General features: G+C 61.0%; 22 protein-coding genes and 3 tRNA genes. 16 read left to right on the top strand and 9 right to left on the bottom strand.

The window, feature by feature from the left end:
- Nucleotides 1–2 precede the first annotated feature (2 nt).
- The 5 genes from ABDK74_RS07695 to ABDK74_RS07675 all read left to right on the top strand — a co-directional run bounded on the left by ABDK74_RS07695 (nucleotide 3) and on the right by ABDK74_RS07675 (nucleotide 3,756).
- Nucleotides 3–1,379: an ATP-binding protein gene (locus ABDK74_RS07695; protein ID WP_346004186.1), complete on the top strand. Its 1,377-nt coding sequence runs from the start codon at nucleotides 3–5 to the stop codon at nucleotides 1,377–1,379.
- Between the two features lie 117 nt (nucleotides 1,380–1,496).
- Entirely contained in the window at nucleotides 1,497–2,060 is a 564-nt protein-coding gene (locus ABDK74_RS07690; protein ID WP_194254095.1) for a NifU family protein, read from the top strand.
- 3 nt (nucleotides 2,061–2,063) lie between these two features.
- Nucleotides 2,064–2,684 (top strand): malonic semialdehyde reductase, encoded by a 621-nt coding sequence (locus ABDK74_RS07685; protein ID WP_194253900.1) that lies wholly within the window; start codon nucleotides 2,064–2,066, stop codon nucleotides 2,682–2,684.
- Complete coding sequence (tsaB, locus tag ABDK74_RS07680) at nucleotides 2,675–3,316, top strand: tRNA (adenosine(37)-N6)-threonylcarbamoyltransferase complex dimerization subunit type 1 TsaB (protein WP_346003354.1); 642 nt, start codon at nucleotides 2,675–2,677, stop codon at nucleotides 3,314–3,316. The genes ABDK74_RS07685 and tsaB overlap by 10 nt, the downstream gene beginning before the upstream one ends.
- Nucleotides 3,317–3,348: 32 nt before the next feature.
- Nucleotides 3,349–3,756, top strand: coding sequence for a GNAT family N-acetyltransferase (locus ABDK74_RS07675; RefSeq protein ID WP_346004185.1), 408 nt, complete (start codon nucleotides 3,349–3,351; stop codon nucleotides 3,754–3,756).
- Here the strand turns inward: ABDK74_RS07675 and ABDK74_RS07670 are convergent.
- Nucleotides 3,743–3,985, bottom strand: coding sequence for a sulfurtransferase TusA family protein (locus tag ABDK74_RS07670; RefSeq protein WP_346003353.1), 243 nt, complete (start codon nucleotides 3,983–3,985; stop codon nucleotides 3,743–3,745). The genes ABDK74_RS07675 and ABDK74_RS07670 overlap by 14 nt on opposite strands.
- 88 nt (nucleotides 3,986–4,073) lie before the next feature.
- Here ABDK74_RS07670 and ABDK74_RS07665 point away from each other — a divergent pair, with 88 nt between their 5' ends.
- The 5 genes from ABDK74_RS07665 (at nucleotide 4,074) to ABDK74_RS07645 (ending at nucleotide 8,274) form a co-directional block, all read left to right on the top strand.
- Nucleotides 4,074–4,481, top strand: a complete 408-nt coding sequence (locus tag ABDK74_RS07665; protein ID WP_062029993.1) for a MucR family transcriptional regulator — start codon at nucleotides 4,074–4,076, stop codon at nucleotides 4,479–4,481.
- 104 nt (nucleotides 4,482–4,585) lie between these two features.
- Nucleotides 4,586–5,119, top strand: coding sequence for a Fur family transcriptional regulator (locus tag ABDK74_RS07660; RefSeq protein WP_194253897.1), 534 nt, complete (start codon nucleotides 4,586–4,588; stop codon nucleotides 5,117–5,119).
- A 71-nt stretch (nucleotides 5,120–5,190) separates the two neighbouring features.
- Nucleotides 5,191–6,021: a GNAT family N-acetyltransferase gene (locus ABDK74_RS07655; RefSeq protein WP_194254093.1), complete on the top strand. Its 831-nt coding sequence runs from the start codon at nucleotides 5,191–5,193 to the stop codon at nucleotides 6,019–6,021.
- 91 nt (nucleotides 6,022–6,112) lie between these two features.
- A complete protein-coding gene (lnt, locus tag ABDK74_RS07650) occupies nucleotides 6,113–7,627 on the top strand; it encodes an apolipoprotein N-acyltransferase (protein ID WP_346003352.1) in 1,515 nt (504 codons plus the stop codon).
- 32 nt (nucleotides 7,628–7,659) lie between these two features.
- On the top strand, nucleotides 7,660–8,274 hold the full coding sequence (locus ABDK74_RS07645; RefSeq protein WP_346003351.1) for a helix-turn-helix transcriptional regulator: 615 nt from the start codon (nucleotides 7,660–7,662) through the stop codon (nucleotides 8,272–8,274).
- Nucleotides 8,275–8,286: 12 nt separating this feature from the next.
- Here the strand turns inward: ABDK74_RS07645 and ABDK74_RS07640 are convergent, their stop codons facing one another.
- Entirely contained in the window at nucleotides 8,287–8,949 is a 663-nt protein-coding gene (locus ABDK74_RS07640; RefSeq protein WP_346003350.1) for a protein tyrosine phosphatase, read from the bottom strand.
- Nucleotides 8,950–9,044: 95 nt separating this feature from the next.
- Between ABDK74_RS07640 and ABDK74_RS07635 the strand changes: the two genes are divergently transcribed.
- Both ABDK74_RS07635 and ABDK74_RS07630 read left to right on the top strand, forming a co-directional pair.
- Nucleotides 9,045–9,425, top strand: coding sequence for a hypothetical protein (locus ABDK74_RS07635; protein ID WP_346003349.1), 381 nt, complete (start codon nucleotides 9,045–9,047; stop codon nucleotides 9,423–9,425).
- Nucleotides 9,426–9,525: 100 nt separating this feature from the next.
- A complete protein-coding gene (locus ABDK74_RS07630; protein WP_228120715.1) occupies nucleotides 9,526–11,094 on the top strand; it encodes a globin-coupled sensor protein in 1,569 nt (522 codons plus the stop codon).
- Nucleotides 11,095–11,109: 15 nt separating this feature from the next.
- Here ABDK74_RS07630 and ABDK74_RS07625 read toward each other — a convergent pair whose 3' ends face one another.
- The 3 genes from ABDK74_RS07625 to ABDK74_RS07615 are packed head-to-tail and all read right to left on the bottom strand — an operon-like array spanning nucleotide 11,110 to nucleotide 12,960.
- Nucleotides 11,110–11,289, bottom strand: coding sequence for a Trm112 family protein (locus tag ABDK74_RS07625; protein ID WP_346003348.1), 180 nt, complete (start codon nucleotides 11,287–11,289; stop codon nucleotides 11,110–11,112).
- Nucleotides 11,290–11,291: 2 nt separating this feature from the next.
- A complete protein-coding gene (locus tag ABDK74_RS07620) occupies nucleotides 11,292–12,002 on the bottom strand; it encodes an LON peptidase substrate-binding domain-containing protein (RefSeq protein ID WP_346003347.1) in 711 nt (236 codons plus the stop codon).
- Nucleotides 12,003–12,006: 4 nt separating this feature from the next.
- Nucleotides 12,007–12,960 (bottom strand): co-chaperone YbbN, encoded by a 954-nt coding sequence (locus ABDK74_RS07615; RefSeq protein ID WP_346003346.1) that lies wholly within the window; start codon nucleotides 12,958–12,960, stop codon nucleotides 12,007–12,009.
- Nucleotides 12,961–13,132: 172 nt separating this feature from the next.
- Between ABDK74_RS07615 and ABDK74_RS07610 the strand changes: the two genes are divergently transcribed.
- Nucleotides 13,133–13,207 (top strand) — tRNA-Gly (locus ABDK74_RS07610).
- Nucleotides 13,208–13,332: 125 nt separating this feature from the next.
- Nucleotides 13,333–13,407 (top strand) — tRNA-Gly (locus ABDK74_RS07605).
- A gap of 192 nt (nucleotides 13,408–13,599) precedes the next feature.
- On the opposite strand, the gene ABDK74_RS07600 is transcribed toward ABDK74_RS07605, so the two are convergent.
- The 4 genes from ABDK74_RS07600 to ABDK74_RS07585 all read right to left on the bottom strand — a co-directional run bounded on the left by ABDK74_RS07600 (nucleotide 13,600) and on the right by ABDK74_RS07585 (nucleotide 18,846).
- Nucleotides 13,600–15,186: a carbohydrate porin gene (locus ABDK74_RS07600; RefSeq protein WP_346003345.1), complete on the bottom strand. Its 1,587-nt coding sequence runs from the start codon at nucleotides 15,184–15,186 to the stop codon at nucleotides 13,600–13,602.
- A 214-nt stretch (nucleotides 15,187–15,400) separates the two neighbouring features.
- Nucleotides 15,401–15,922 carry an inorganic diphosphatase gene (ppa, locus tag ABDK74_RS07595; protein ID WP_194253885.1) on the bottom strand — a complete coding sequence of 174 codons (522 nt, stop codon included), beginning with the start codon at nucleotides 15,920–15,922 and terminating at the stop codon, nucleotides 15,401–15,403.
- A gap of 173 nt (nucleotides 15,923–16,095) precedes the next feature.
- Nucleotides 16,096–16,497 (bottom strand): alcohol dehydrogenase subunit III, encoded by a 402-nt coding sequence (gene adhS / locus ABDK74_RS07590; protein ID WP_194253884.1) that lies wholly within the window; start codon nucleotides 16,495–16,497, stop codon nucleotides 16,096–16,098.
- Nucleotides 16,498–16,677: 180 nt separating this feature from the next.
- Complete coding sequence (locus ABDK74_RS07585; protein WP_346003344.1) at nucleotides 16,678–18,846, bottom strand: FUSC family protein; 2,169 nt, start codon at nucleotides 18,844–18,846, stop codon at nucleotides 16,678–16,680.
- A gap of 218 nt (nucleotides 18,847–19,064) precedes the next feature.
- Between ABDK74_RS07585 and ABDK74_RS07580 the strand changes: the two genes are divergently transcribed.
- Nucleotides 19,065–19,138: transfer RNA gene (locus ABDK74_RS07580), tRNA-Ile, on the top strand.
- Between the two features lie 76 nt (nucleotides 19,139–19,214).
- Nucleotides 19,215–20,894, top strand: coding sequence for an energy-dependent translational throttle protein EttA (ettA, locus tag ABDK74_RS07575; protein WP_346003343.1), 1,680 nt, complete (start codon nucleotides 19,215–19,217; stop codon nucleotides 20,892–20,894).
- The last annotated feature ends 71 nt before the right edge of the window (nucleotides 20,895–20,965 follow it).

Raw genomic sequence — 20,965 nt, 5'->3', positions numbered from 1 at the left:
TGCTGTGGCCGCTGGGGCTGGTCGGGCGCGTCTGCGTTGTCCTGACCGTTGCAGTGACACTGGTGTTCCTTACGAACGCCATTTTCTACGGTCAGGCTGAAACCTATATCGTCGATGACGTGCGCATCGCCCAGCTTGGCGAGGCGCTGAGCACGGATCTGCGCGTGCTGGCTGCGGCGCCCGTCAGCCAGAGGTCGTTTCTGGCTGTCATGCTCTCGGGCAGCGAACTCAGTGTGGCCTGGCAGCCAGCCTCCATCGCGCCCGTGTTGCCGGGACATCCTCCCGTCGCGCTCACACAGCTCGTCCGGCGTCTGAAGGCGGACGATCCCATTCTCGAACAGGCTCATCTGGACCTCTATACGCTGGGGCCGGGGAGTGCGGACGTGCTGGGGTCCCAGCGCCTGCCGGATGGAAGCTATATTCACTTCCGGGTGCCGGGGATGCTCGGTCATCACCGCGTCACGCGTGGTCTGGCTTCCGCCGCGATTGCTGCCGGAGCGGTCGCCATTGCCGCGACCATGCTGATCCGCGGCCTCAGTATGCCGCTCCGTGCGCTGGCCTCGGTTGCGGATCGTATCGGTTCCAGCGAAACATGGGTGCCGCTGGCTGAGCGTGGGCCGCCGGAAGTGCGCGGCCTCGCCCGTGCCATCAATGCGATGCAGGAGCGCATCCAGAGCCTCATCAACGACCGGACGCAGGCTCTGGCGGCCGTCTCGCATGACCTGCGCACGCCGTTGACCCGCCTGCGTCTGCGCTGTGGCTTTCTCAATGACGGCGAGGCACAGGCTGCCATCGAGGCCGATCTGGACGAGATGGAAGCCATGGTGAACGGCATCCTCGCCTATCTGGCCGGTGCCGACGATCCCGAAGTCCCCCGCACCATCAATATCGTCGCGACGCTCGAAACCCTTGTGGACGATCATGTCGATCGGGGTCATGAGGCCCATTACGAAGGGCCGGATCGCGCGCTGGTTCATGTGCGTCCACTCGCCATGAAGCGCGTTCTGTCAAACCTGATCGAAAACGCCATCAATTATGGCGGCAACGTTCTCGCCACACTTCGCACTCGCGAGGACGGCGCGCTGGAAATCGCCATCAGCGACAGTGGACCCGGCATTCCCGAGAGCGAATACGAACGTGTGCTCGCTCCTTTCTATCGTCTGGAAAGCTCACGCTCGCGGGCAACGGGGGGAATCGGGCTGGGTCTGGCCATCGTACAGCGCGAAATTTCGCGTGAGGGCGGCACTCTGGTTCTCGGGCACGGAGATGCCGCGAAAGGTTATGGCGGGCTGTGCGCGACCATCATCCTGCCGAAGAAACTCCCGTCCCCGTCAAGGAAAACCGAGGGAAAAGGCGAGGGGCAGGGCGAACAGGTCTGACGGGACACGTTCCAGCGTTAAAAACACGCGAAGTCGGACCAATGTGGTCCCGACACTTGCACCTTGGGACGAAGTGGCACATGTCAGGGCGGACTGGAACGCAAGGACATGACCCCGATGTTCATCGAGACCGAAGACACCCCCAATCCCGCTACCCTGAAATTCCTGCCTGGCCGCAGCGTGACCGGCGATGCCCGACCCGTTGATTTCGGCGATGCCGATGTCGCTGCCGGACGCTCCGAACTGGCGACTGCGCTGTTCGGGCAGCCGAATGTGCGCCGCGTCTTCCTTGGCGGCGATTTCGTCTCCGTCACGAAGTCTGACGACATCAGCTGGGGCGACCTCAAGCCCGTCGTGTTGGGCACGATCACGACGTTCTTCGAAAGCGGCCGTCCGGTTCTTTCGGGAACACAGGTCGCTCCGGAACATGACGTGGCGCCCGAAGACGCAGAAGTCGTCAGCCGTATTCAGGACCTGCTCGACACCCGCGTGCGCCCTGCCGTGGCCGGTGACGGCGGCGACATTGCGTTCCGTGGCTATAAAGACGGCGTGGTCTATCTGGCCATGCAGGGCGCATGCTCCGGCTGCCCGTCTTCCCGTGCGACCCTGAAGCATGGCGTCGAGAATATGCTGCGGCACTATGTTCCCGAAGTCACCTCGGTCGAACAGGTCGAGGACTGAACCATGGACGGCCAGACAGCCCCTGATTGCGCTCCGGTTCCGGGTGCGGAAGCCCTGTTCACGCAGGCCCGGACGCCGCGCAGTTTATCGCCGCGCCCGGTCGGGGAAGATGTCCTGCGCCGTCTGTACGATCTGGTGAAGCTGGGGCCGACCTCCGGCAACTGCTCGCCGGGTCGCTTCGTTTTTCTGACGACACAGGACGCCCGCGAGCGTATCCGCCCCGCGCTGTCGCCGGGGAACGTGGCCCGTGCCATGGCTGCTCCGGTTCTTGCCGTCGTGTGTCATGATCCGCTGTTTTTCGAAGCGCTGCCTCGCCTGAATCCGCAGGAAGGCCTGCGCGACTGGTTTGCCGCCGATGTGGGCCTGTCCGACGAGACGGCGTTTCGCAACGGCACGCTCGAAGGCGGCTATCTCATCATCGCCGCCCGGATGCTGGGCCTGTCCGCCATGCCGATGTCCGGCTTTGACTGTTTCATGGTCGAAGACACGCTGCTGAACGCTACCGGCTGGCGCGTGAATTTCCTCGTCGGTCTTGGTTATCCGGCGGAAAACGAACCCACCCTCGATCATGCAGAACCGCGTGCACCCCGACTGGACTTCGGAGAAGCGTGTCTGTGTCTGTAAAGACGGGGCCTTCAAGGACGGTCGTTTTCAATGGGGCCGGGGCAGGGGCCGGTCTGACCAGTCTGGTGGCTCTGGTCGAGGACGGCCGGGTTGTTGCGGAAAAGCTGATGGCCGGACGCGGCGCCTCGGAACATTTCGCTCCCACTATCCGCGATCTTTTGACGCAAAATGACTGGATCACGGCCCCTGATCGCGTCGTGGCTGTCCTTGGTCCGGGATCCTTCACCGGACTGCGTTCGTCGCTGTCACTGGCCGCAGGGTTGGCGGCAGGCTGGAACTGCCCCACGATCGGCGTCACGTTGGGAGCAGCCATCCGCGCCACGCTCGGGCGTCCCGACGCTGTCTGTGTTAACATTGCGCGTCGTGGCCGAGTATTCGTGGACCCGCCGCACGGGCCCGTCATGGCCAGCCAGACCGTCGATCTCGATCCCGCGGACTGGGCTTGTGTGACGGGCGATGCCGTGTCCGAAAAATCGGATTGGCCGTGTCCCGTGCTGTTCTGCGAGGCGCCGACCGCCTTGGGTATCGTTCAGGCCGCACAAAGTGTCCTGCCCGGCGCCCTGATGCCGCTTTACGTCGATCCGCCCGAGGCCAAACCTCCCGCTGCTGGTCTGAGGCCCTTGCCCCTGTGAACGCTCCGGAACAGGAGTTCCAACTGCGGGTGATGGGGATTGAATGTGCGCCGCTTCTGGCGGAGCTTCATGAAGCCGCGTTTTATGGCGGAGAAGTCTGGAGTGCGGCGTCCTTTATTGATTTACTATCCATGCAGGGAAGTGAAGTCGTTATTGCGCTGATCGACAATATTCCCGCCGGTTTCATTCTTTCGCGGACAGTTCTGGATGAAACGGAAATCCTGACACTTGCCGTTCACCCACATTTTCGCCGCAGAGGTGTCGGAAGGTCTTTGGTGCAGGCCATTCTGCCCAAAGGACAAGTATTTCTGGAAGTAGCAGTCTGTAACAATCCGGCGGCTGCGCTGTATGAAGCATGCGGTTTTGTAAAAGCTGGACTGCGTCGCGGCTATTACAGGGACGGAAGTGACGCGCAGGTCCTTGTTTCTAACGCCTTTTGATACTCAGGCAGTAAAGATCTGCTCTGTCTGGAACAGGTGAATCAGCCAGAATTGTATGACCCAGTGCCTGCACTGATGCCCTGACGTTCTTCCGTGTTTCTGTTCCATAGAGCCACACATCAAGTTCCTGTTCTGAAGTCATGGCATCGAGTTTGGCTCGGACATATACAGTTGTCATGGGGCACTTTTTCTCCGTTATATCTATGAAAAATGTTTCATTTTCTGTCACGGGTCCGTTTCTTTCTTTTTATGCTTGAACGCAGCAATTGATGACTGCTACATGCTCACTCGCTCAAGGATGAAGGACTTAATCTATCATGTCGCAAGAGACAAATGCTCCCGAACTGCATCAGCTGACCGCGCAGATCGTTACGGCCTATGTATCAAACAACGATATTCCGGCTGACGCTCTCCCGGCCCTGATCCGGTCCGTTCATGACTCTCTTGCAACGGTGAACGTTCCGGAAGAGGCTCCTGCCGAGAAGCTGGTCCCGGCCGTTTCGCCGCGCAAGTCGGTTTTCCCGGACTACATTATCTGCCTTGAAGACGGAAAGAAGCTGAAGCTGCTGCGTCGTCACCTCAAGACAGCCTACAACATGACGCCGCAGGAATACCGCGAGCGCTGGGGCCTGCCGCCGGAATATCCGATGGTCGCTCCGAACTACGCGAACCACCGTTCCTCGCTGGCCCGCAAGATCGGCCTCGGCCGTCGTCGCGAAGACTGAGAAGCTCTTTTCCCTGTCGCCGGTTTCTTCATCCCGGCGACAGGGAAAACCCGACAGGCTCCATAAAGTGGACAACACGCCTGTTTTTCGGCTAGGCCGCAGATATGGTCGCAGATACGAAAACCGCTGAGAGACGCAGCAGCCCCGGGAATCGGAAGGCCCCGTCCTCCCCCGTGCCGGATGATTCGCACATTGCCCGCCTGTGTGTGGAAAGCGGTCTGAAAATGACCGGCCAGAGACGTGTCATCGCACATGTCCTGTCCATTGCCGACGACCATCCCGACGTCGAAGAACTCTACCGCCGCGCCTCCGAGATCGACAGCCGCATTTCCGTGGCGACCGTCTATCGCACGGTGCGTCTCCTTGAGGAGAAGGGTATTCTCGAACGTCGAGACTTCGGTGGCGGACGGGCGCGCTATGAAGCCAGCGACAGCGGTAACCACTATCACCTGATTGACGTGGATAGTGGCCGGGTCGTTGAATTCGAAGACGACGAACCGGTCCGTCTTCTGGCCCAGTTGGCCCAGCGTCTGGGATTTGACCTCGTCTCTCATCGCATCGAGCTGTTTGGCCGTCGTGCCGAGCCCGAGGACAGGAAAAAATCTCCTCCAGAAAACAGGAACAAGAGCGGATCATGACCACCAAACTGGATGGCACCCCCATTTCCGCTCCACATACGCTGGCCAGCAGCGAAGAAACCCTGCGTCAGATGGAGACGCTCTCCACTCTGTCCCTGAACCGCGAAGGCGGGTTTCAGGAACTGCGGGGTGGCACGCTCGGTGTGCGCATCGCCGAGACGGAGGAAGAACGCGACGCCGCCCAGGCCCTGCGTTACCGCGTCTTTTTCGAAGAACTCGGCGCTCATCCCGACGAACGCGCTTTCCGCACCAAACGGGATGTCGATGAATTCGACGAGGCCGCCGATCACCTTCTGGTCATCGATCATGCCAAAGGCCCCGGCGCGGCCGGTGTCGTCGGAACCTATCGTCTGCTGCGCTCGGATGCTGCAGAGAAGGTGGGGCGTTTTTACACGTCCTCCGAATACGACATCTCTACCCTGACGGAGTTTCCCGGACGTCTGCTTGAAGTCGGACGCTCCTGCGTGGCGAAGGAATATCGCGGACGCTCCGCCATGCAGCTTCTGTGGCGTGGTATTGCGTCCTACATTTTCCTGCACCGGATCGACGTGCTGTTCGGCTGCGGCAGCCTGCCGGGAACCGACCCGGACGCTCTGGCCGATCAACTCACCTACATGCACCACAACCATCTGGCCCCGCCGGCCCTGCGTATCCGCGCGCTGCCGGACCGTTACGTGGAAATGCAGCGGACCGATCCGCATGTGCTGGACTACCGCGCCTGTCTCAACAAGCTGCCTCCGCTGATCAAAGGTTATCTGCGTCTGGGCGGTTATGTGGGTGATGGCGCGGTGGTGGACGAACAGTTCAACACCACCGACGTCGCCGTTCTGGTGAAGAGCGAACTTCTGGCGGACAAGTATTACCGCCATTACGAACGCCGCCTGCGCGACGCCCTCGACTGACAGCCTGCTTCACAGCCGGATCTTCCGCAGAACATTGCAGAGTGTCCGGCTGTTTTCTATTTCAGCCCCTTCGTCAGCCGGACGGTTCTCCATGATTTCGACGCTCCCTGTCCGCGGCTGGCGGCTTGCCGGACTGATGCTGCTTGCCGGAGCGCTGGCAGCCCTGTCCCTGCCTCCGGTCCATTTTCTGTTTCTGTTGCCTGTGGGGCTGATGATCCTGTATCGCGTGTCGGAAGACGCGCGGTCGTGGAAGCAGGCGGCATGGTGCGGCTTTCTGTTCGGCATGGGCTTCCATACGGTCGGGCTCTACTGGCTGACGAACGCGATCCTGACGCGCGTTCACGAATTCTGGTGGATCGTGCCGTTCGCGTCTCCCGGCGTGGCGCTATTGATTGCCCCCTTCATCTGCGTTCCGGCGGTGCTGTGCCGCGTGGTGCCCCTCGGCTGGCGGCGTGTGCTGATGTTCGCCGGAAGCTGGACCGTCATGGACATGGGGCGCGTCTTCATGTTCTCGGGTTTTCCGTGGAATCCGCTAGGAAGCGACCTTGAGGTGCCGGGTCTTGCTGGAGATGTTCTGATCCAGCCCGCAGCCGTTCTGGGCGTGGATGGGCTGTCGCTGGCCCTCGTGCTCGGCTCGCTCGCTCTGTTCCGTGGCAGACGTGCGGCGTTGGCGGTACTGGCCGTCTCCGTGCTGTGGGTTGGCGCGGGGGCATGGCGCCTCTCCACTGCAACCCCCCTGAACATCGTCAACCCCCGTGCCGTTCTGGTGCAGGGCAACGTGCCGGAAGCGGAAGTCATCAGCCATGCAGATGCGGTCGGCAATTTCCGCCGCTATCTGAGTCTGACCGCACAGGGCGCGCAGAAAGCCTATGCGCAGGGCGGTCGCTCACCTGTGGTGATCTGGCCGGAATCTGGCTTTCCCGGCCTTCTGGACGAAGATACGCTTGCCCGACAGATGATCGCCCGTGCGGCAGACGGCGCCCCGGCTCTGGTTGGTTCGGATCGCCAGTCCGGCAAGGACTGGTTCAACAGCCTGATCGCGGTGGCCCCGGATGGCAGTATTGCGGCGATCTATGACAAGAGCCGTCTGGTGCCGTTCGGCGAATATCAGCCGTGGATTCTGCCGTTTAACGTCCTGCCCGGTGTTCTGACGCCGGGGCCGGGCCTGAAGACATGGGACCTGCCGGGTCTGGGGCGTGTAGGGCCGATGGTTTGCTACGAGATCATTTTCTCCGGCTCCGTCACAGCCCGCAATGACCGGCCGGACTGGCTGGTGACGATTTCAAATGACGCCTGGTACGGCAACAGCGCCGGTCCCCGCCAGCACCTGGCTACCGGACGGATGCGGGCCGTAGAGGAGGGGCTTCCGGTCGTTTTCGCTAATAATACCGGGATTTCCGCCATCTATGACGCAACCGGACACGAAACCGCCCGTTTGGGTTGGGGGCTGGCGGATGTGCTGGTCAGCGATATCCCGTCACCACTTCCTCCAACGGTCTTCTCCCGTTTCGGGCGCGCAACGCCTTTGACGCTTTCGGTCCTGTGCATGGTACTGGCCCTGCTTCCTACGCGTCGGAAACGGTATGGACAGGGTGTAAAAGGTTAATATTGACAATCTGCGGTTGTCTAATTAACCATTTGAAAGTGTCAGAAAAAGAGCCTTCTTCTACGGATCGTAGCCGCTCCGAACCACGCAGTTCCGCTGCGGCCGGGCCGGTCGATGTCCATGTTGGCAACCGGATCAGGCTGCGTCGTACCCTTCTGGGGCTGTCGCAGGAAAAACTGGGTGAGGCTCTGGGGCTGACTTTTCAGCAAATCCAGAAATACGAACGCGGCGCAAACCGCGTGGGTGCCAGTCGTCTTTACGATCTGTCGCAGGTTCTGGATGTGCCGATCGGCTTCTTTTTCGATGATATGCAGGCGCCGCGGGATGCACGCGCGTCCTCAGCCACGCCCCGGCAGTTCCCGGAAGCTGCTCCGGCTTTCGGTCAGCCCCAGTCTGCTCAGGCGCCCGTTATGGGATTTGCCGAAACGCAGTCCGTATTTGGCGCCCCTCCTCCCCGGCCAGCCCCTCCGCGCGCCGTGCCGCCGCCGCGCCTGTTCGATCTTCCTGTGGACGAGGCGGCCCTGTTCAGTCGCCGTGAGACGGTTGATCTGGTGCGGTCCTATTATCGCATCCCGGACCCTGCGGTCCGTAAACGGATGCTAGACCTGATCCGCTCCCTCGGCCCGGCAGACCCGAAAGCGGACTGACCGCCGGGTGCTCTATTCCCGGCGCAGGATGCTGTCATTCACGAAGGATGCCAGCTTTCCAGCCTTGAAATCGGCGCGCAGACGGTCCTCGTCATACTCGTTCCGCACCCAGTCCATGAACGGCAGACGCCCCTCGGCTTCTTTCTGGTAGCGCAGGAAAAATGCATCCAGAATGCCGGTGCGGGAGCGGTTGAAATGCCCGAACCGCCAGTGCAACTGCTTGAGAGCGTCCTGAGCCGTACCGCCTTCGAACATCAGCACTAGCCCCGATGCCAGCCCCGCACGATCCGCCCCGGATTTGCAGTGCATGAGCATGGGAAAAGCCAGATTTTGGTACAGGTCGTAGAACCGCAGAATACGGTCGCGATGCGGCGCGCCCCGGCTTTCGAAGGCCATGTCCAGATGCGCCAGCCCAAGCTTCGCGCTGGCCCCCCGGGACAGCGCATCGGAGCCGCATTTACGATGTCCGCGCAGGTTCACGAGTGTCTTCAGATGCAGCCGCCGCGTCAGGCTCCGCAGCCGTGACGGCGTTGGGTGGTTGCAGCGCCAGACCTTGCCCGGCACGACGGGCGCGAGATTGGTCCAGCCAAGCCGGAAGATGGAATGATCCACGAACAGACTGTCCCACCAGGCGCGACGCCGTGTGGCAGGGGTCGTGATCCGGCCTTCGAACATGGTAGACTGCATCCTTGCTGGGCGGGCCGCTGAACGCGGCAGGAACGCGCTGTGTCCCATCCCGCAAAGGGATGCGTCAACCGCTGAAAAATGCTATGTTGTCTGCCATGCGTTTCGTTTCTCCCCTCTTCATGCTGTCGTTTCTTGCCATGACAGGCTGCGGCTCCATGCTTAGTGGTCCGTCCCCGGACATGGCCCCCCTTCCGCCGCCGGGTGCAGGGCCTGGTCACGGATCGCATTCCCATGGAAGTGCCCGTCACCGTCAGGGAAGCGGCGTGTCCTATGCCGACGATGCACCGGTCATGCCCATGCCGCCTGGTGCGGAAAGCCCCGCTGCGCCTTCCCATGACACCAGCAGCGGCCCATCCTCGGGTGGGATGTCCTTCGGGGGGCAGGAAGGCAGCGTCGATATCACGCCACACCCCGCAACGCCTGATACCGAAGTCTCCTACGGCAAAAACAATACGCCGAACTGACGAAGAGTCCGTCGGGGTTTCTTCATGATTGCGTAACTCTTGGCGTGTTAGGGGCTTTGCTTTGAATAAGCGCCAAATCCACGCTCTGGAGACTCCGACTATGACTGAGCAGGTCAAGGCAGACATTGCCGAACGACTGCTTTTTCTTGGCATCGGCGCGGCTGAGAAAGCCCATCTGGCCCGAATCCGACCGCAGGCCCTGAGCGTTCTGGGGGCTGCGCTGGACCATTTTTATGGTCGGATTCTCAAGACTCCGGCCCTGAACAAGTTCTTTTCCAGCGAACAGCACCGTAACGGCGCGCGCAGTCAGCAGGAAAAGCACTGGAAGCAGATCCTCGAAGGTGATTTCGGCGCCGAGTACGTCGCGAGCACCCGCGCGATCGGCAATACGCATGCCCGGATCGGCCTTAAACCCCAATGGTATGTCGGTGCGTACGCCCTGCTAATCGAAGGCATGGTTACGGGGCTGATTCGCAAGTACTGGCCCGAGCCGCGCCGCAGCTTTCTGGACCGTCTTCTGCGCCGTCCGGCCAGAGGAACCTCCGCTGAGGAAGCCGCCTCCCAGATCGGACTTCTGATCCGCTGTGGCCTGCTGGACATGGAGCTTGGGCTGGAAACCTACAATCAGAATCTGGACGTTCAGGAACGCTCGCGTGCGGAAAATGAGCGAATCCAAAGCCTTGCCGCCCTGTCGGATGCTCTGGCGGATGCGCTGGATCGCATGGCTGGCGGCGATCTGGTCCAGCAGATTGATCCTGCGCTGGAAAATGGTTCAAGCCGTATGGGGGGCGCGTTCCATCGTGCCTGCGAAGGGCTTGGGCGCATCGTCCATGCCGTTCGTGAAACTTCGGGCGCCGTGGAACAGAGAGCCCGCGAAATCAGCGGCTCTACGGAAGACATCACCGGCCGCATCGCCGAACAGGTGGATGCTCTTGCGGCTGTAGCGCGCAACATTGCCGAGCTGACATCCTCCGTAAAAGCCGTGGCAGATGAAGCCCGTCAGGCCGACACGACCGTGGCTGACTGCTGTCAGGAAACGGAACAGGGCCGCGAAATCGTCGGCAAGACTGTCGAGGCGATGGCCAAGATCTCGTCATCGTCCAACCGGATCGTCCAGATTATCGGCGTTATCGACGAAATCGCATTTCAGACCAACCTGCTGGCGCTCAATGCCGGTGTGGAAGCCGCCCATGCCGGGGATGCGGGGCGCGGTTTTGCTGTTGTCGCGCAGGAAATCCGGGCGCTGGCGCAGCGTTCCGCCACAGCGGCCAAGGAAATCAAATCGCTGATCGCCAGCAGCATGCAGGACGTACAACGCGGCGTGCAGATGGTTGACGAAACCGGGACGGCCCTTGGTAACATCACCACGTCTGTCGAGCGTCTTGGAACGGCCGTAGGGCAGATTGCTTCGGGTGCTGAGGCGCAGGCCCAGCGCATTATGGACATCAATGCCAGCACGACGCAGCTTGAAGGCGTAACCAAGAGCAATGCCGCGATCGTCCATCAGACCAGCAGCGCCAGCCAGAAACTGGTCGGCGATGCCGGGGAACTGACGCGCGTCGTTCGGAACTTCAAGGTTCGCAAAGCCCAGTCCCGCCCTTCACAGGGGGGAGGGCCGCTTTCCGTTCCAAAAATGCCCTCTCAGAAGGGTATTCGGGAAAAGGCCTGACCTCAGGTCCAGAGATCAGGCGTCGATCGCACGGGCTTCGTCTGCCAGCATGACCGGAATTCCGTCGCAGATCGGGAAGGCGAGCTTGGCCCGGGGGCTGATAAGCTCCTGGGTCTCGCGGTCATAGGTCAGCGGTCCTTTGGTCAGAGGGCAGACCAGAAGGGAGAGGAGGCGGGGATCGAGTTCAGTCGTCATGACTATTCCATGCCCCTCTCAAGCAGATCCAGCAAGAGCTCGGCGCGTTCATCCAGCGTCATGGCTTCCAGCAGGGACTGCTTTTCCACTGGCGTGAATGGCACGAGCATCGGCAGGACAACCAGCAGCGTCTCATCATCCATATCTTCTATCAGCGGCCAGCTTGCCTGAAGGTCACGGGAATCGAGATAGGTCTTCAGGCCTTCCAGCAGCAGATCGCGGTTGATCGGCATTGGATCTTCTTCGACCAGATCCGCAGCGAACGGGGTTGCGTCAATGATCCCTTCACGCCACCCGCGTTCTGTCGGAGTTTCACGGATCAGACGGAAGCGCGAAATTCCGAGCAGGGTAACGGTGAAGGTGCCGTCCACATGTTCGGCAAATTCCGTAATGCGGCCCAGCGTTCCCGTCCGGTAGAGCAGGGAATGCTCGTCCGTGTCAGGGTCCATGAGGGGCTGGATCACGCCGATCATCCTGCGTCCGGCCAGTGCATCCTCCAGCAGTGCCACATAAGGCGCTTCAAAGACCAGTAGCGGCAGGTGCCCGCCCGGCAGCAGCAGCGCGCCTGACAGCGGAAACAGGCCGACGCGCGGCGGAATATCCGCAAGCGTCAGTTCCGTCAGGGGCGGAGCGCGCCGGGGAAGCTCGTCCGGAAAATCGTCCGACAGCGCGTTCGGTACGTCGTCAGGCGGGAGATCGGGTGTTTCGGTCATCGGCTCACGAGAACAGAAGGGAAGAAAGTTTGCGTCTTGCCGCCAGCGTATCAGGGTCTGTGTGTCCCCACGCCTCGAAAAAGCGCAGAAGCTCGGTTTTTGCTGCGCCATCGTTCCAGTCCCGGTCGGTGCGGAGAATGTCCAGCAGCGTATCGGCGGCCTGTGCCCGCTGACCGGCTCCATTGAGAGCCGCGGCCAGTCTGAGGCGCAGATCGAAATCATCGGGCGCTGCGGCGCTCTGCTGGCGCAGGGCGTCGAGTTCCGAGGCGGCTTTGGTGCCCTCCACATGCAGCGCCAGCGCGGCACGAGCGCCTGTGATTTCCGGATGAGTGTCCAGCTTGGCCGGGACCTGCGAGGAAGCATCTTCGGCGGCTTCCGGTTCGTTCAGGGCAACCAGTGCACGGATCATGCCGCCCCAGCCTTCCGGGCTTTCCGGTTCTGCTTCCAGAAGCTGCGAGAACAGACCGGCTGCCTGATCCGCATGGCCGTCTGAAAGGGCCTGACGCGCTGCTGCCAGAATTTCCGTGGCGGGCATGACGTCTCCGGCCAGCTTGAGGAGAGACTCCACGAAGCGGCGGATTTCACTTTCCGGCTGGGCACCCTGGAAAAGATCCAGAACCTGCCCTTTCCAGAACGCCACGACGACAGGAATGGACTGGAGCGGCAGTCCAAGCTGTTCGAGCTGCGCTGCGAGGGCCTTGTTGGCTTCCACGTCCACCTTGACGAGTCTGACCCGCCCGCCGGCCGCGTGGACGACTTTTTCCAGAACGGGCGTCATCTGCCTGCACGGGCCGCACCATGGCGCCCAGAAATCCACCAGAACCGGAATCGTGCGGCTGGCTTCCACCACATCCGCCATGAAGCTGGACTGATCGGCATCAATGATGGTGGCGGTTGTGCCTGCCGGGGGTGTTTGGGTGGATTGGCCGATCAGGTGTTCGTCGAATGTGCTGCTCATGGGGGCGGGGACCGTTCGCTGGGAAGACAAGTTCCCTGAAAGATCGGATGTGTCTGCCTTGGGTGCAAGTCCACACCATGTCGGAGGGGGCGGAGAAGTGGATATTGCATCAGAATCGAAAAATCCCTCTTGCGCGGTTTTGCTGATTCGGTCATAAGCCCCTCCACGGAGTGCGGGTGTAGCTCAGGGGTAGAGCACAACCTTGCCAAGGTTGGGGTCGTGGGTTCGAATCCCATCACCCGCTCCAGTGAAAAAAAGGCACCTTCGGGTGCCTTTTTTCGTTTCTGCATTCTGCGATCAAAGTGACGTTTGGATGGCATCTTCTCCTCTTGCGCTGAGGCTCTGATTCGGCCATAAGCCCCTCCACGGAGTGCGGGCGTAGCTCAGGGGTAGAGCACAACCTTGCCAAGGTTGGGGTCGTGGGTTCGAATCCCATCGCCCGCTCCAGAAAAATCAAAAAATACCGAAAATAATTGGCAAGTCCCTTCCGTATTGCGGTCGGGAAATTTTCGCTACGCACGTGAGTCTGTTCGACGGGTGCTGTCCGAAATTTGGCTTTTCTGGAAAATCGCCGGTCAGGCCAGCGGCGTATCCGGGAAGGCACCCGTGAGGGCATACTTCCCGGATAGAGAATTCAGTTCAGAAGAACTGAATGTGGCTCTTGAAGCCAAGCATTGCGGCGTCCTTGAGGGCTTTCTGTGCGCCCGGACGGAAGTAGTACTGGAAGTCGGGCGCGAAGGTGACGCCGCGCATCACGTGGATGCGGTATGTGGCTTCCAGAACTTCGCCGAATGTCTGGGGTGTCAGGGAGCCTGCCATGAGCGGCACGCCATACAGGGCCTGAAGCCGTTCCGTCGCGGTCGCGTTTTTGGAAACGCGGACATAGGAGAAGTTGATACCGATCGTATCCAGCGGGCGTGAAGCCCAGAATCCGGTATCGATCAGGCCCGCGAAATACTGCTGGCCACGGAGTTGGGTGCGCGGGCTGTTGGCGTACATGCCGCCCAGCAGGATCAGGCCGGCATCGGCATTGCCCTTGACGTGATGACGCAGCACCATCTGGTCGGCCAGAACCCAGGCGGACCATGAATAGTTCACGGTGCGGGCGGGTAGGCCGCTGATGACATAGGGCTGCCCGTTCATGTCATAGTAGTTGTCCTTGTGGGGCGCGTTGTCGATGGCGTAGCCGACCTTGTAGTGGCCGGGCAGCTTGTCTCTGCCGAACAGTGGTTCCCAACCGGCTTCGACCGGGATTGCTTCGCCGTGGATGTCGCCGCCGTTGAACTTGAAGCCCGTGCGGTACTGCGTGTTGCCGTAAATTCCGGCCTGCGCGAAATACACGCCCGTCTGGATGTAGGTGCTGATGGTCGGGCGGGTCCGGGCGCGGAAAGCCCAGCCTGCATCCGGGTAGGACGAATGGGTCGTGTTGTCTGACGATGCTTTCGGGTTTCCGCAGAACGCGTTGTTCTGGAAGGTGCAGTACAGCGGGTTGGATGAGAAATCGTTCAGGAACGGGATACGACCGGCTGCAAGGTCCACACGGCCTTTGGCGATTGTCTCTTCGGCGTAAGCATAGACGAGATGGACGACCACGTTACCGCCTGCGCCGTAGATTTCGGAGCTGGGGTTGAGGTTGTCGCCAAACATGCGGCTGCCAGGGATACCGTACCGGCCCACGACGAGCGCATGGGTTGAGAAGCCCCGGACATTGGCGAGTTTTTCCCAGTCGATATCGTTCTCAAGGCTGTACTGGCCGGCGTTGCTGCTGCCTTGTCTCAGTCCATAGCCCGGCGTCGGGCTTGTGATGGCGCCGGAAAACTCGTTGGTGGTGTCCATCGTTAACGCCACGCCACGGTCTCGCAGCCACGTATTCCAGCCGAACGGATCGGTCAGAAGAGCTTCGGGCTTTGGAAGAGGGGGGACCCATTCATTGCCGAAATAGATCTGGTTCAGAGGCGTGTTGACGCGCTCGCTGGGGAGTTCCGAGTTTTCGGACGGCCAGATGACCGGCGGAATTCCCTGCTGCGGTGCTGTAACCTTGATCTGAGTAACTTTTGCGTCCGGGCTATAGGCCTGAAAGGTCGAGAGCGTCCGGTCGGAAGCGGATCCCGTTCTGGGTGTTGAGGAGGTCCCTGTGGCGGTCTGGGTCCCAACACTCTGGGCCATGACGCAGGACGGAAGAAATGTGGCCAGGCAGAAAGCTGCGTGGAGATGGACTCGAGACAATCCGCTGATTCCTTGGAAAAGCAGGTTAGCCTTTTCGAGGTAACATATATTTACCGGTAAAGAACACAATATAATGTTACTTATATCATAATTTTTCACAAATATATGTGATATCAAACAAAACCCCCTGCCTCCGAGAGGAAGCAGGGGGTTTTGAAATCGTACCCGTCAGGAAGGTGCGCCACAGGGCGTCCCTCCGACTTGGAGCCGGGGCTTACTTGGCGGCGGCGACCGAAGCCATGATGACTTCGCCTGCTGCGGCCTTGTCAGCCCAGCCCGTGACCTTGACCCATTTGTTGGGTTCCAGATCCTTGTAACGCTCGAAGAAATGCGTGATCGCCTTCTTCGTGATTTCCGGCAGGTCGTCCACGGAATGGACGTTCGTGAACTGCGGGTGGACCTTGTCGTGGGGGACGCAGATGATCTTTTCGTCCTGTCCGCTTTCGTCTTCCATCTTCAGCATGCCGATCGGGCGCGCACGGATCACGGCACCCGGAACGACGGCGGACGGCGTCAGGACAAGGGCGTCAGCCGGATCGCCATCGGCGGCCAGCGTGCCCGGAATGAAGCCGTAGGCTGCCGGATAGGCCATCGGCGTGAAGAGGAAACGGTCCACGACGAGGGCGCCGCTGTCCTTGTCCACTTCGTACTTCACCTGCGATCCCTGCGGGATTTCGATGACGACGTTGATGTCGTTGGGCAGGTCCTTGCCGGGCGAGATCTTGGAAATGTCCATGATGTTCATGTCCTGAACTGTTTGGAGAGGCGGTGATAGTACCGGCGCCCGTGGCCCCTGCCCAGAGCGGAAAGGAAGAAGTCCGGGCCGGGGATGGGAAGCAGGCATAAAAAAACTCCCCGTGCCGCGGGGCAGGGGAGTTTTTGCGAAAATCCGGGTCCTGCGGGCAGGGCTCAGAGCATCGGCTGTGCGGCCTTGACGGCGGCGTGACAGGCGGCGCGGCGGTCGTCTTCGTTCGTGTAAGCCACGAGGTAGAAGCGCTTGCCATTGCTGTCGAAGTAACCGGCGGTGCCGAGCGCGTAGTCGAAATTGCCGACCGTCTGTTCGGTGGCTTTGTACTTCTCGCTCAGCCCGTAAAGAACCGGATTGCCTTCGTCATAGGACACGTACTGCTGCTCGACGCAGTAGTTCATGATGCCAGCGAGGTTGGCGGGCGAAACGCCCGTGAAGTCCTTGCTCGGCGTGCCCTGAACGGCCGGCGGGGGCGGGGGGGACTGTTCCTGTGCCATGGCGGCCTGGGAAGCCAGACCGAGCCCGAGGGCGAGGCCGAGAGCGGGCACGATACGACGAAACATCACGGTATCCTTAGTTCTGAAACCCAGTAGGTCTTAAACCTGTCGTCCGCGGTATCCCGCGGCTGAAAACGAACAATTCCTCCGTTTCCCGGAAAAGGGAAGTGTGTTTCAGAACATTTCTTCGTGATCGGTTCGTGAGGATTGTGTCAGCCCAAGGGGAGCCGGGGAGCTAGCCAGTGTTCAGCCGGTGGATTCCAGTTCCTCGGATCGCACGGACGGATCGAGATACGGGCTGTTCGCGTCGAAGAAAACGCGGTTCGTGTCCAGTTCCGTGGCAATGACGTCCAGACTGGTCAGGGCGGCGATCAGGATGAAGCGCTCGCGGGGGCGGGATTCGTTGCGCTCGCATGTGCGCAGATGCAGGATTGCGAGCTTCGTTGCGCGCAGGGTACGGCCGTAATGTCCGTGATAGCGCCCGCTGAAATGGCTCATGCGCCCCATGACGAGGGCGAGCGCCTTTCCGGCATCCCGTCCCAGTCGTGTATCGCGACGGACGGCCTGAAGGCGCAGAAGATTGAGCATGACGCGCATGCCCGACAGGATTCCCGTCAGATAGGCCTGAATGACGGGCGAGGGGGTCGAACCCGAATTGGTCATAAGCCGGACGAAACGGTCCACATTGCGCGAGACTACACTGTCCACCGTCTCCCGGGCGCTGCCATCCGCGATGCGATGCAGGTCGCGCAGGATGTTTTCGCGCATGGTCCAGCGTTGATGGGCGGGATCGTAGGGCAGGAAGACGCGGTACATCCACGAGGCGTAGAGTAGGCCCAGAACGAGCGGCAGGGCCGTGTTGAAATAGGTAATTTCGTCGGTTTTGGCCTGATTGGACGGGCCGATCAGAATGGGCAGAAAGAGGTTGTACGACACGGCCGGAAGGGTCAGGGGCGGATAGGCGAAGGCCAGTCCGCCGATCATCATGGCCAGTCCGGACCACATGCCCAGCATTTCGAACGTCGTGGATTTGCCCATCAGGGCCAGATTCAGGATGCCCGCTGCGACGACTGCACAGCAGGCTCCGCGCAGGAACGCCTGCGTGGCCAACGCGGGACGCTCCAGTGTCGAGAACAGGCTGCACACGATACAGACGAACATGATGAAGGTCAGTCCGCTGGGCCATGCGGTGCAGATCCAGATGAGGCCCGCCCCGAAGACCGTGACGGAAGAGCGCAGGCTGTTGGTAATGGCCTGCTGCCAGTCGCGGTAGGAGCGGATCGGCGCATGGAAGTGGTCGTGGGCTTCGGGGTGTCGGCTGGCCTCGAACTGGCTTAACGCCATGCGGAGTGAGTCGATCAGTTCAACGAGGGCCTGTTGGAGCATCCCGTGGCGCAGGACGGCTTCGCGTGCGGCATCGTCCGGCTGCACAGTGTTGAAATCGATCACCACTTTCTGGCGGCACTGGCGGCGCAGGGCCAGCAGATCGGCCAGAATGGTGCTCATGCTTTCCGTCCCTTCCAGTCGGGCGGGGAGTTTGAGAAACACCTCCCGGATGGCCTCGGCTTCCTGATGGAACATGTCGTCCTGACTGAGCGGCAGGCGCATGAGGGTCGCGAGATCGAGGGCGCGGGCGAGCAGGACCGCGATATCCGCCAGCGCCGCGCGGGCGTGGTCTCCGGCATGATCGCGGCGGCCCAGTTCGACTTCCGCGAACTCCACCTGATCGCCGAGCGTCGTGATCTGGGTGAAGATACCCTGCACGTTCTGCATCGCTCCTTCCTTGCCGGTCAGGATGTCTGCGATGCCGGTCAGGGCGGGTTTGAGCGTGTCTTCGAATGTGCTGGCAAGCTGATGGCGCGTGCGTTTGGTCAGACCGAGCTGGAACAGTCCGGAAATCGAGGCTTCGAGCACGATGCCAAGCAGAATGTAGGTGGCGCGCGCCATGGCGATGGCGAAGATGTGGTGCGGGTCCGCGATGCCGTCGAGCGAGACGATGGCGTAGGTGAAGCCTGAGGCCCGCATGCCGTGGATGCGGTAGTTCGTCATGGATGCCGGACCGGGCATGAAGGTGCCGATCATGCAGAACGCGCCGATCCCGCCCGCCAGCAGGAGAATGAACATCAGGGGCGACTGCGGAAATGACGCAACCAGAATGATCCCGCTGATGACGCCGACCACCATGCCGAACAGATGCCATTTGGCTTTCGCAAGGCTGCGTCCGCGTGTGCCCTGTGCGACCATCCAGACGGTCAGCGCGGCCCATTGCGGGCTGCCAAGCTCCATCCGCAGCGCGATTCCGAGTGCGAGCAGGGACGTGAAGGTCGTCCGGAGCGCATATCCGGCCATGACCGGATCGGGAGCGTAGAGCCAGCGCAGTTTGCGGATAAGCGCGACCGGCCCGGCCTGTATCATGTCTGGGAGGTACTGCTGGGTATTTTCGCGCTATTTGCAGGCATCGGACATCCCTTCAGGCAATACGGACCAGTGAGGCCATCTCGCAACGGCAGCAAAGGTCGCCTGAACGGCCTTTAGGGAACGGGAAGGCGTGACACACTAACTTAAAAAGACACATTCCACCATGTCAGCCCTTGCAAAAAGACCCGAGTTGGGCGATTGCGGACTGCACCCGCGCGCCTGTAGCTCAATTGGTTAGAGCCGGCCGCTCATAACGGCTTGGTTGGGGGTTCGAGTCCCTCCGGGCGCACGGTGTGCCGATCTGATTTTCGCGGGACAGATGTTCCGCGTCTTCCCCGCCCATCCACCGATTGAGGAGACCTCCCATGGCCGCCTACCAGTACGTCTATGTCATGAAGGACCTCACGAAGTCCTATCCGGGTGGGCGTGAAGTCTTCAAGGGCATCACGCTGTCCTTCCTGCCGGGTGTCAAGATCGGTGTGCTGGGTGTGAACGGTGCGGGTAAATCCACGCTGCTCAAGATCATGGCCGGCATCGAGAAGGAATATGGCGGTGAAGCCTGGGCCGCAGAAGGCGCGCGCATCGGCTATCTCGAACAGGAGCCCAAGCTCGACGAGACCCTGACGGTCGGCGAGAACGTGGCTCTGGGTTTCGGTGAGCTGAAAAGAGCTGTGGACCGCTTTAACGAGATCTCGATGAAGTTCGCCGAGCCGATGTCCGACGATGAGATGACGGCTCTTCTGGCCGAGCAGGCCGATCTTCAGGAAAAGATCGATGCTGGCGACGGCTGGGAGCTGGACCGCAAGCTTGAGATCGCGCTCGACGCCCTGCGCTGCCCGTCCGCTGACAGCCCGGTGACGAACCTCTCGGGTGGTGAAAAGCGCCGCGTGGCCCTGTGCCGCCTGCTGCTTGAAAAGCCTGAAATCCTGCTGCTCGATGAGCCGACCAACCATCTCGACGCCGAGAGTGTGAGCTGGCTCGAAAAGACGCTGCGTGACTATGCCGGTACCGTCATGGTCATCACCCATGACCGTTACTTCCTCGACAACGTCACCAACTGGATTCTCGAAATCGAGCGTGGCCGCGGCTATCCGTTCGAAGGCAACTATTCGTCCTGGCTGACACAGAAGCGCAAGCGTCTGGCCCAGGAAGAGAAGGAAGAAAGCTCCCGTCAGCGTGCCCTTGCGGCCGAGCAGGAGTGGATTTCCAGCTCGCCCAAGGCCCGTCAGGCCAAGAGCAAGGCCCGTATCACGAAGTATGAGGAAATGCTGGCCGCCAATGCCGAGCGCGCAGGCGGGACGGCGGATATCGTCATCACGCCGGGTCCGCGTCTGGGGGGCACGGTCATTGAGGCTGAGAATCTCAGCAAGGGCTATGGCGATCGTCTGCTGATCGACAATCTGAACTTCAAGCTCCCGCCGGGTGGCATCGTGGGTGTCATCGGGCCGAACGGTGCGGGTAAATCCACGCTGTTCAAGATGATCACGGGTGACGACACGCCTGATGGCGGCTCGCTCAAGATCGGTGAGACGGTGAAGCTGGGTTACGTCGATCAGTCCCGCAACACGCTTGATGACAACAAGACGGTCTGGGAAGAAATTTCCGGCGGTACGGACGTCATCCAGCTTGGCAAGCGCACGGTTCCGTCACGGGCCTATGTTGGCGCGTTCAACTTCAAGGGCTCCGACCAGCAGAAGCGCGTGGGCATCCTGTCGGGTGGTGAGCGCAACCGCGTCCATCTGGCCAAGATGCTCAAGAAAGATAGCAACGTCATTCTGCTCGATGAGCCGACCAATGATCTTGACGTCGATACGCTGCGTGCTCTCGAAGACGCTCTGGCAGAATTCGCAGGTTGCGCCGTGATCATCACCCATGATCGCTGGTTCCTTGATCGTCTGGCCACGCATATCCTCGCGTTCGAGGGTGACAGCCATGTCGAGTGGTTCGAAGGCAACTTCCAAGACTACGAAGCCGACAAGCGTCGTCGTCTGGGCCCGGACGCGACCGAACCCGGCCGCATCAAGTACCGCCCGCTGGCCCGCTGATCCGGCGTTTTCCGTTCAGCGGACGGGGCGATCCTGTCCGCTGAAGGTTTCTGCTGATGGTCTGGGGAGAG

This window comes from Gluconobacter sp. OJB (genome assembly GCF_039638275.1).
Lineage (GTDB): Bacteria > Pseudomonadota > Alphaproteobacteria > Acetobacterales > Acetobacteraceae > Gluconobacter > Gluconobacter cerevisiae.
The sequence above is the reverse complement of the archived record's forward strand: the minus strand, read 5'-3'. Positions and strand labels throughout refer to the sequence as shown.

What these genes read in the sequence shown, in the direction of transcription:
- ABDK74_RS07625 (WP_346003348.1), bottom strand. Translation starts at nt 11,289, where the DNA reads ATGACGACTGAACTCGATCCCCGCCTCCTCTCCCTTCTGGTCTGCCCT.
- ABDK74_RS07620 (WP_346003347.1), bottom strand. Translation starts at nt 12,002, where the DNA reads ATGACCGAAACACCCGATCTCCCGCCTGACGACGTACCGAACGCGCTG.
- ABDK74_RS07690 (WP_194254095.1), top strand. Translation starts at nt 1,497, where the DNA reads ATGTTCATCGAGACCGAAGACACCCCCAATCCCGCTACCCTGAAATTC.
- adhS (WP_194253884.1), bottom strand. Translation starts at nt 16,497, where the DNA reads ATGTTTCGTCGTATCGTGCCCGCTCTCGGCCTCGCCCTCGGGCTCGGT.
- ABDK74_RS07660 (WP_194253897.1), top strand. Translation starts at nt 4,586, where the DNA reads ATGGTCGCAGATACGAAAACCGCTGAGAGACGCAGCAGCCCCGGGAAT.
- ettA (WP_346003343.1), top strand. Translation starts at nt 19,215, where the DNA reads ATGGCCGCCTACCAGTACGTCTATGTCATGAAGGACCTCACGAAGTCC.
- ABDK74_RS07630 (WP_228120715.1), top strand. Translation starts at nt 9,526, where the DNA reads ATGACTGAGCAGGTCAAGGCAGACATTGCCGAACGACTGCTTTTTCTT.
- ppa (WP_194253885.1), bottom strand. Translation starts at nt 15,922, where the DNA reads ATGGACATTTCCAAGATCTCGCCCGGCAAGGACCTGCCCAACGACATC.
- ABDK74_RS07640 (WP_346003350.1), bottom strand. Translation starts at nt 8,949, where the DNA reads ATGTTCGAAGGCCGGATCACGACCCCTGCCACACGGCGTCGCGCCTGG.
- ABDK74_RS07585 (WP_346003344.1), bottom strand. Translation starts at nt 18,846, where the DNA reads ATGATACAGGCCGGGCCGGTCGCGCTTATCCGCAAACTGCGCTGGCTC.
- ABDK74_RS07655 (WP_194254093.1), top strand. Translation starts at nt 5,191, where the DNA reads ATGGAGACGCTCTCCACTCTGTCCCTGAACCGCGAAGGCGGGTTTCAG.
- ABDK74_RS07685 (WP_194253900.1), top strand. Translation starts at nt 2,064, where the DNA reads ATGGACGGCCAGACAGCCCCTGATTGCGCTCCGGTTCCGGGTGCGGAA.
- ABDK74_RS07675 (WP_346004185.1), top strand. Translation starts at nt 3,349, where the DNA reads ATGGGGATTGAATGTGCGCCGCTTCTGGCGGAGCTTCATGAAGCCGCG.
- lnt (WP_346003352.1), top strand. Translation starts at nt 6,113, where the DNA reads ATGATTTCGACGCTCCCTGTCCGCGGCTGGCGGCTTGCCGGACTGATG.
- ABDK74_RS07665 (WP_062029993.1), top strand. Translation starts at nt 4,074, where the DNA reads ATGTCGCAAGAGACAAATGCTCCCGAACTGCATCAGCTGACCGCGCAG.
- ABDK74_RS07615 (WP_346003346.1), bottom strand. Translation starts at nt 12,960, where the DNA reads ATGAGCAGCACATTCGACGAACACCTGATCGGCCAATCCACCCAAACA.
- ABDK74_RS07635 (WP_346003349.1), top strand. Translation starts at nt 9,045, where the DNA reads ATGTTGTCTGCCATGCGTTTCGTTTCTCCCCTCTTCATGCTGTCGTTT.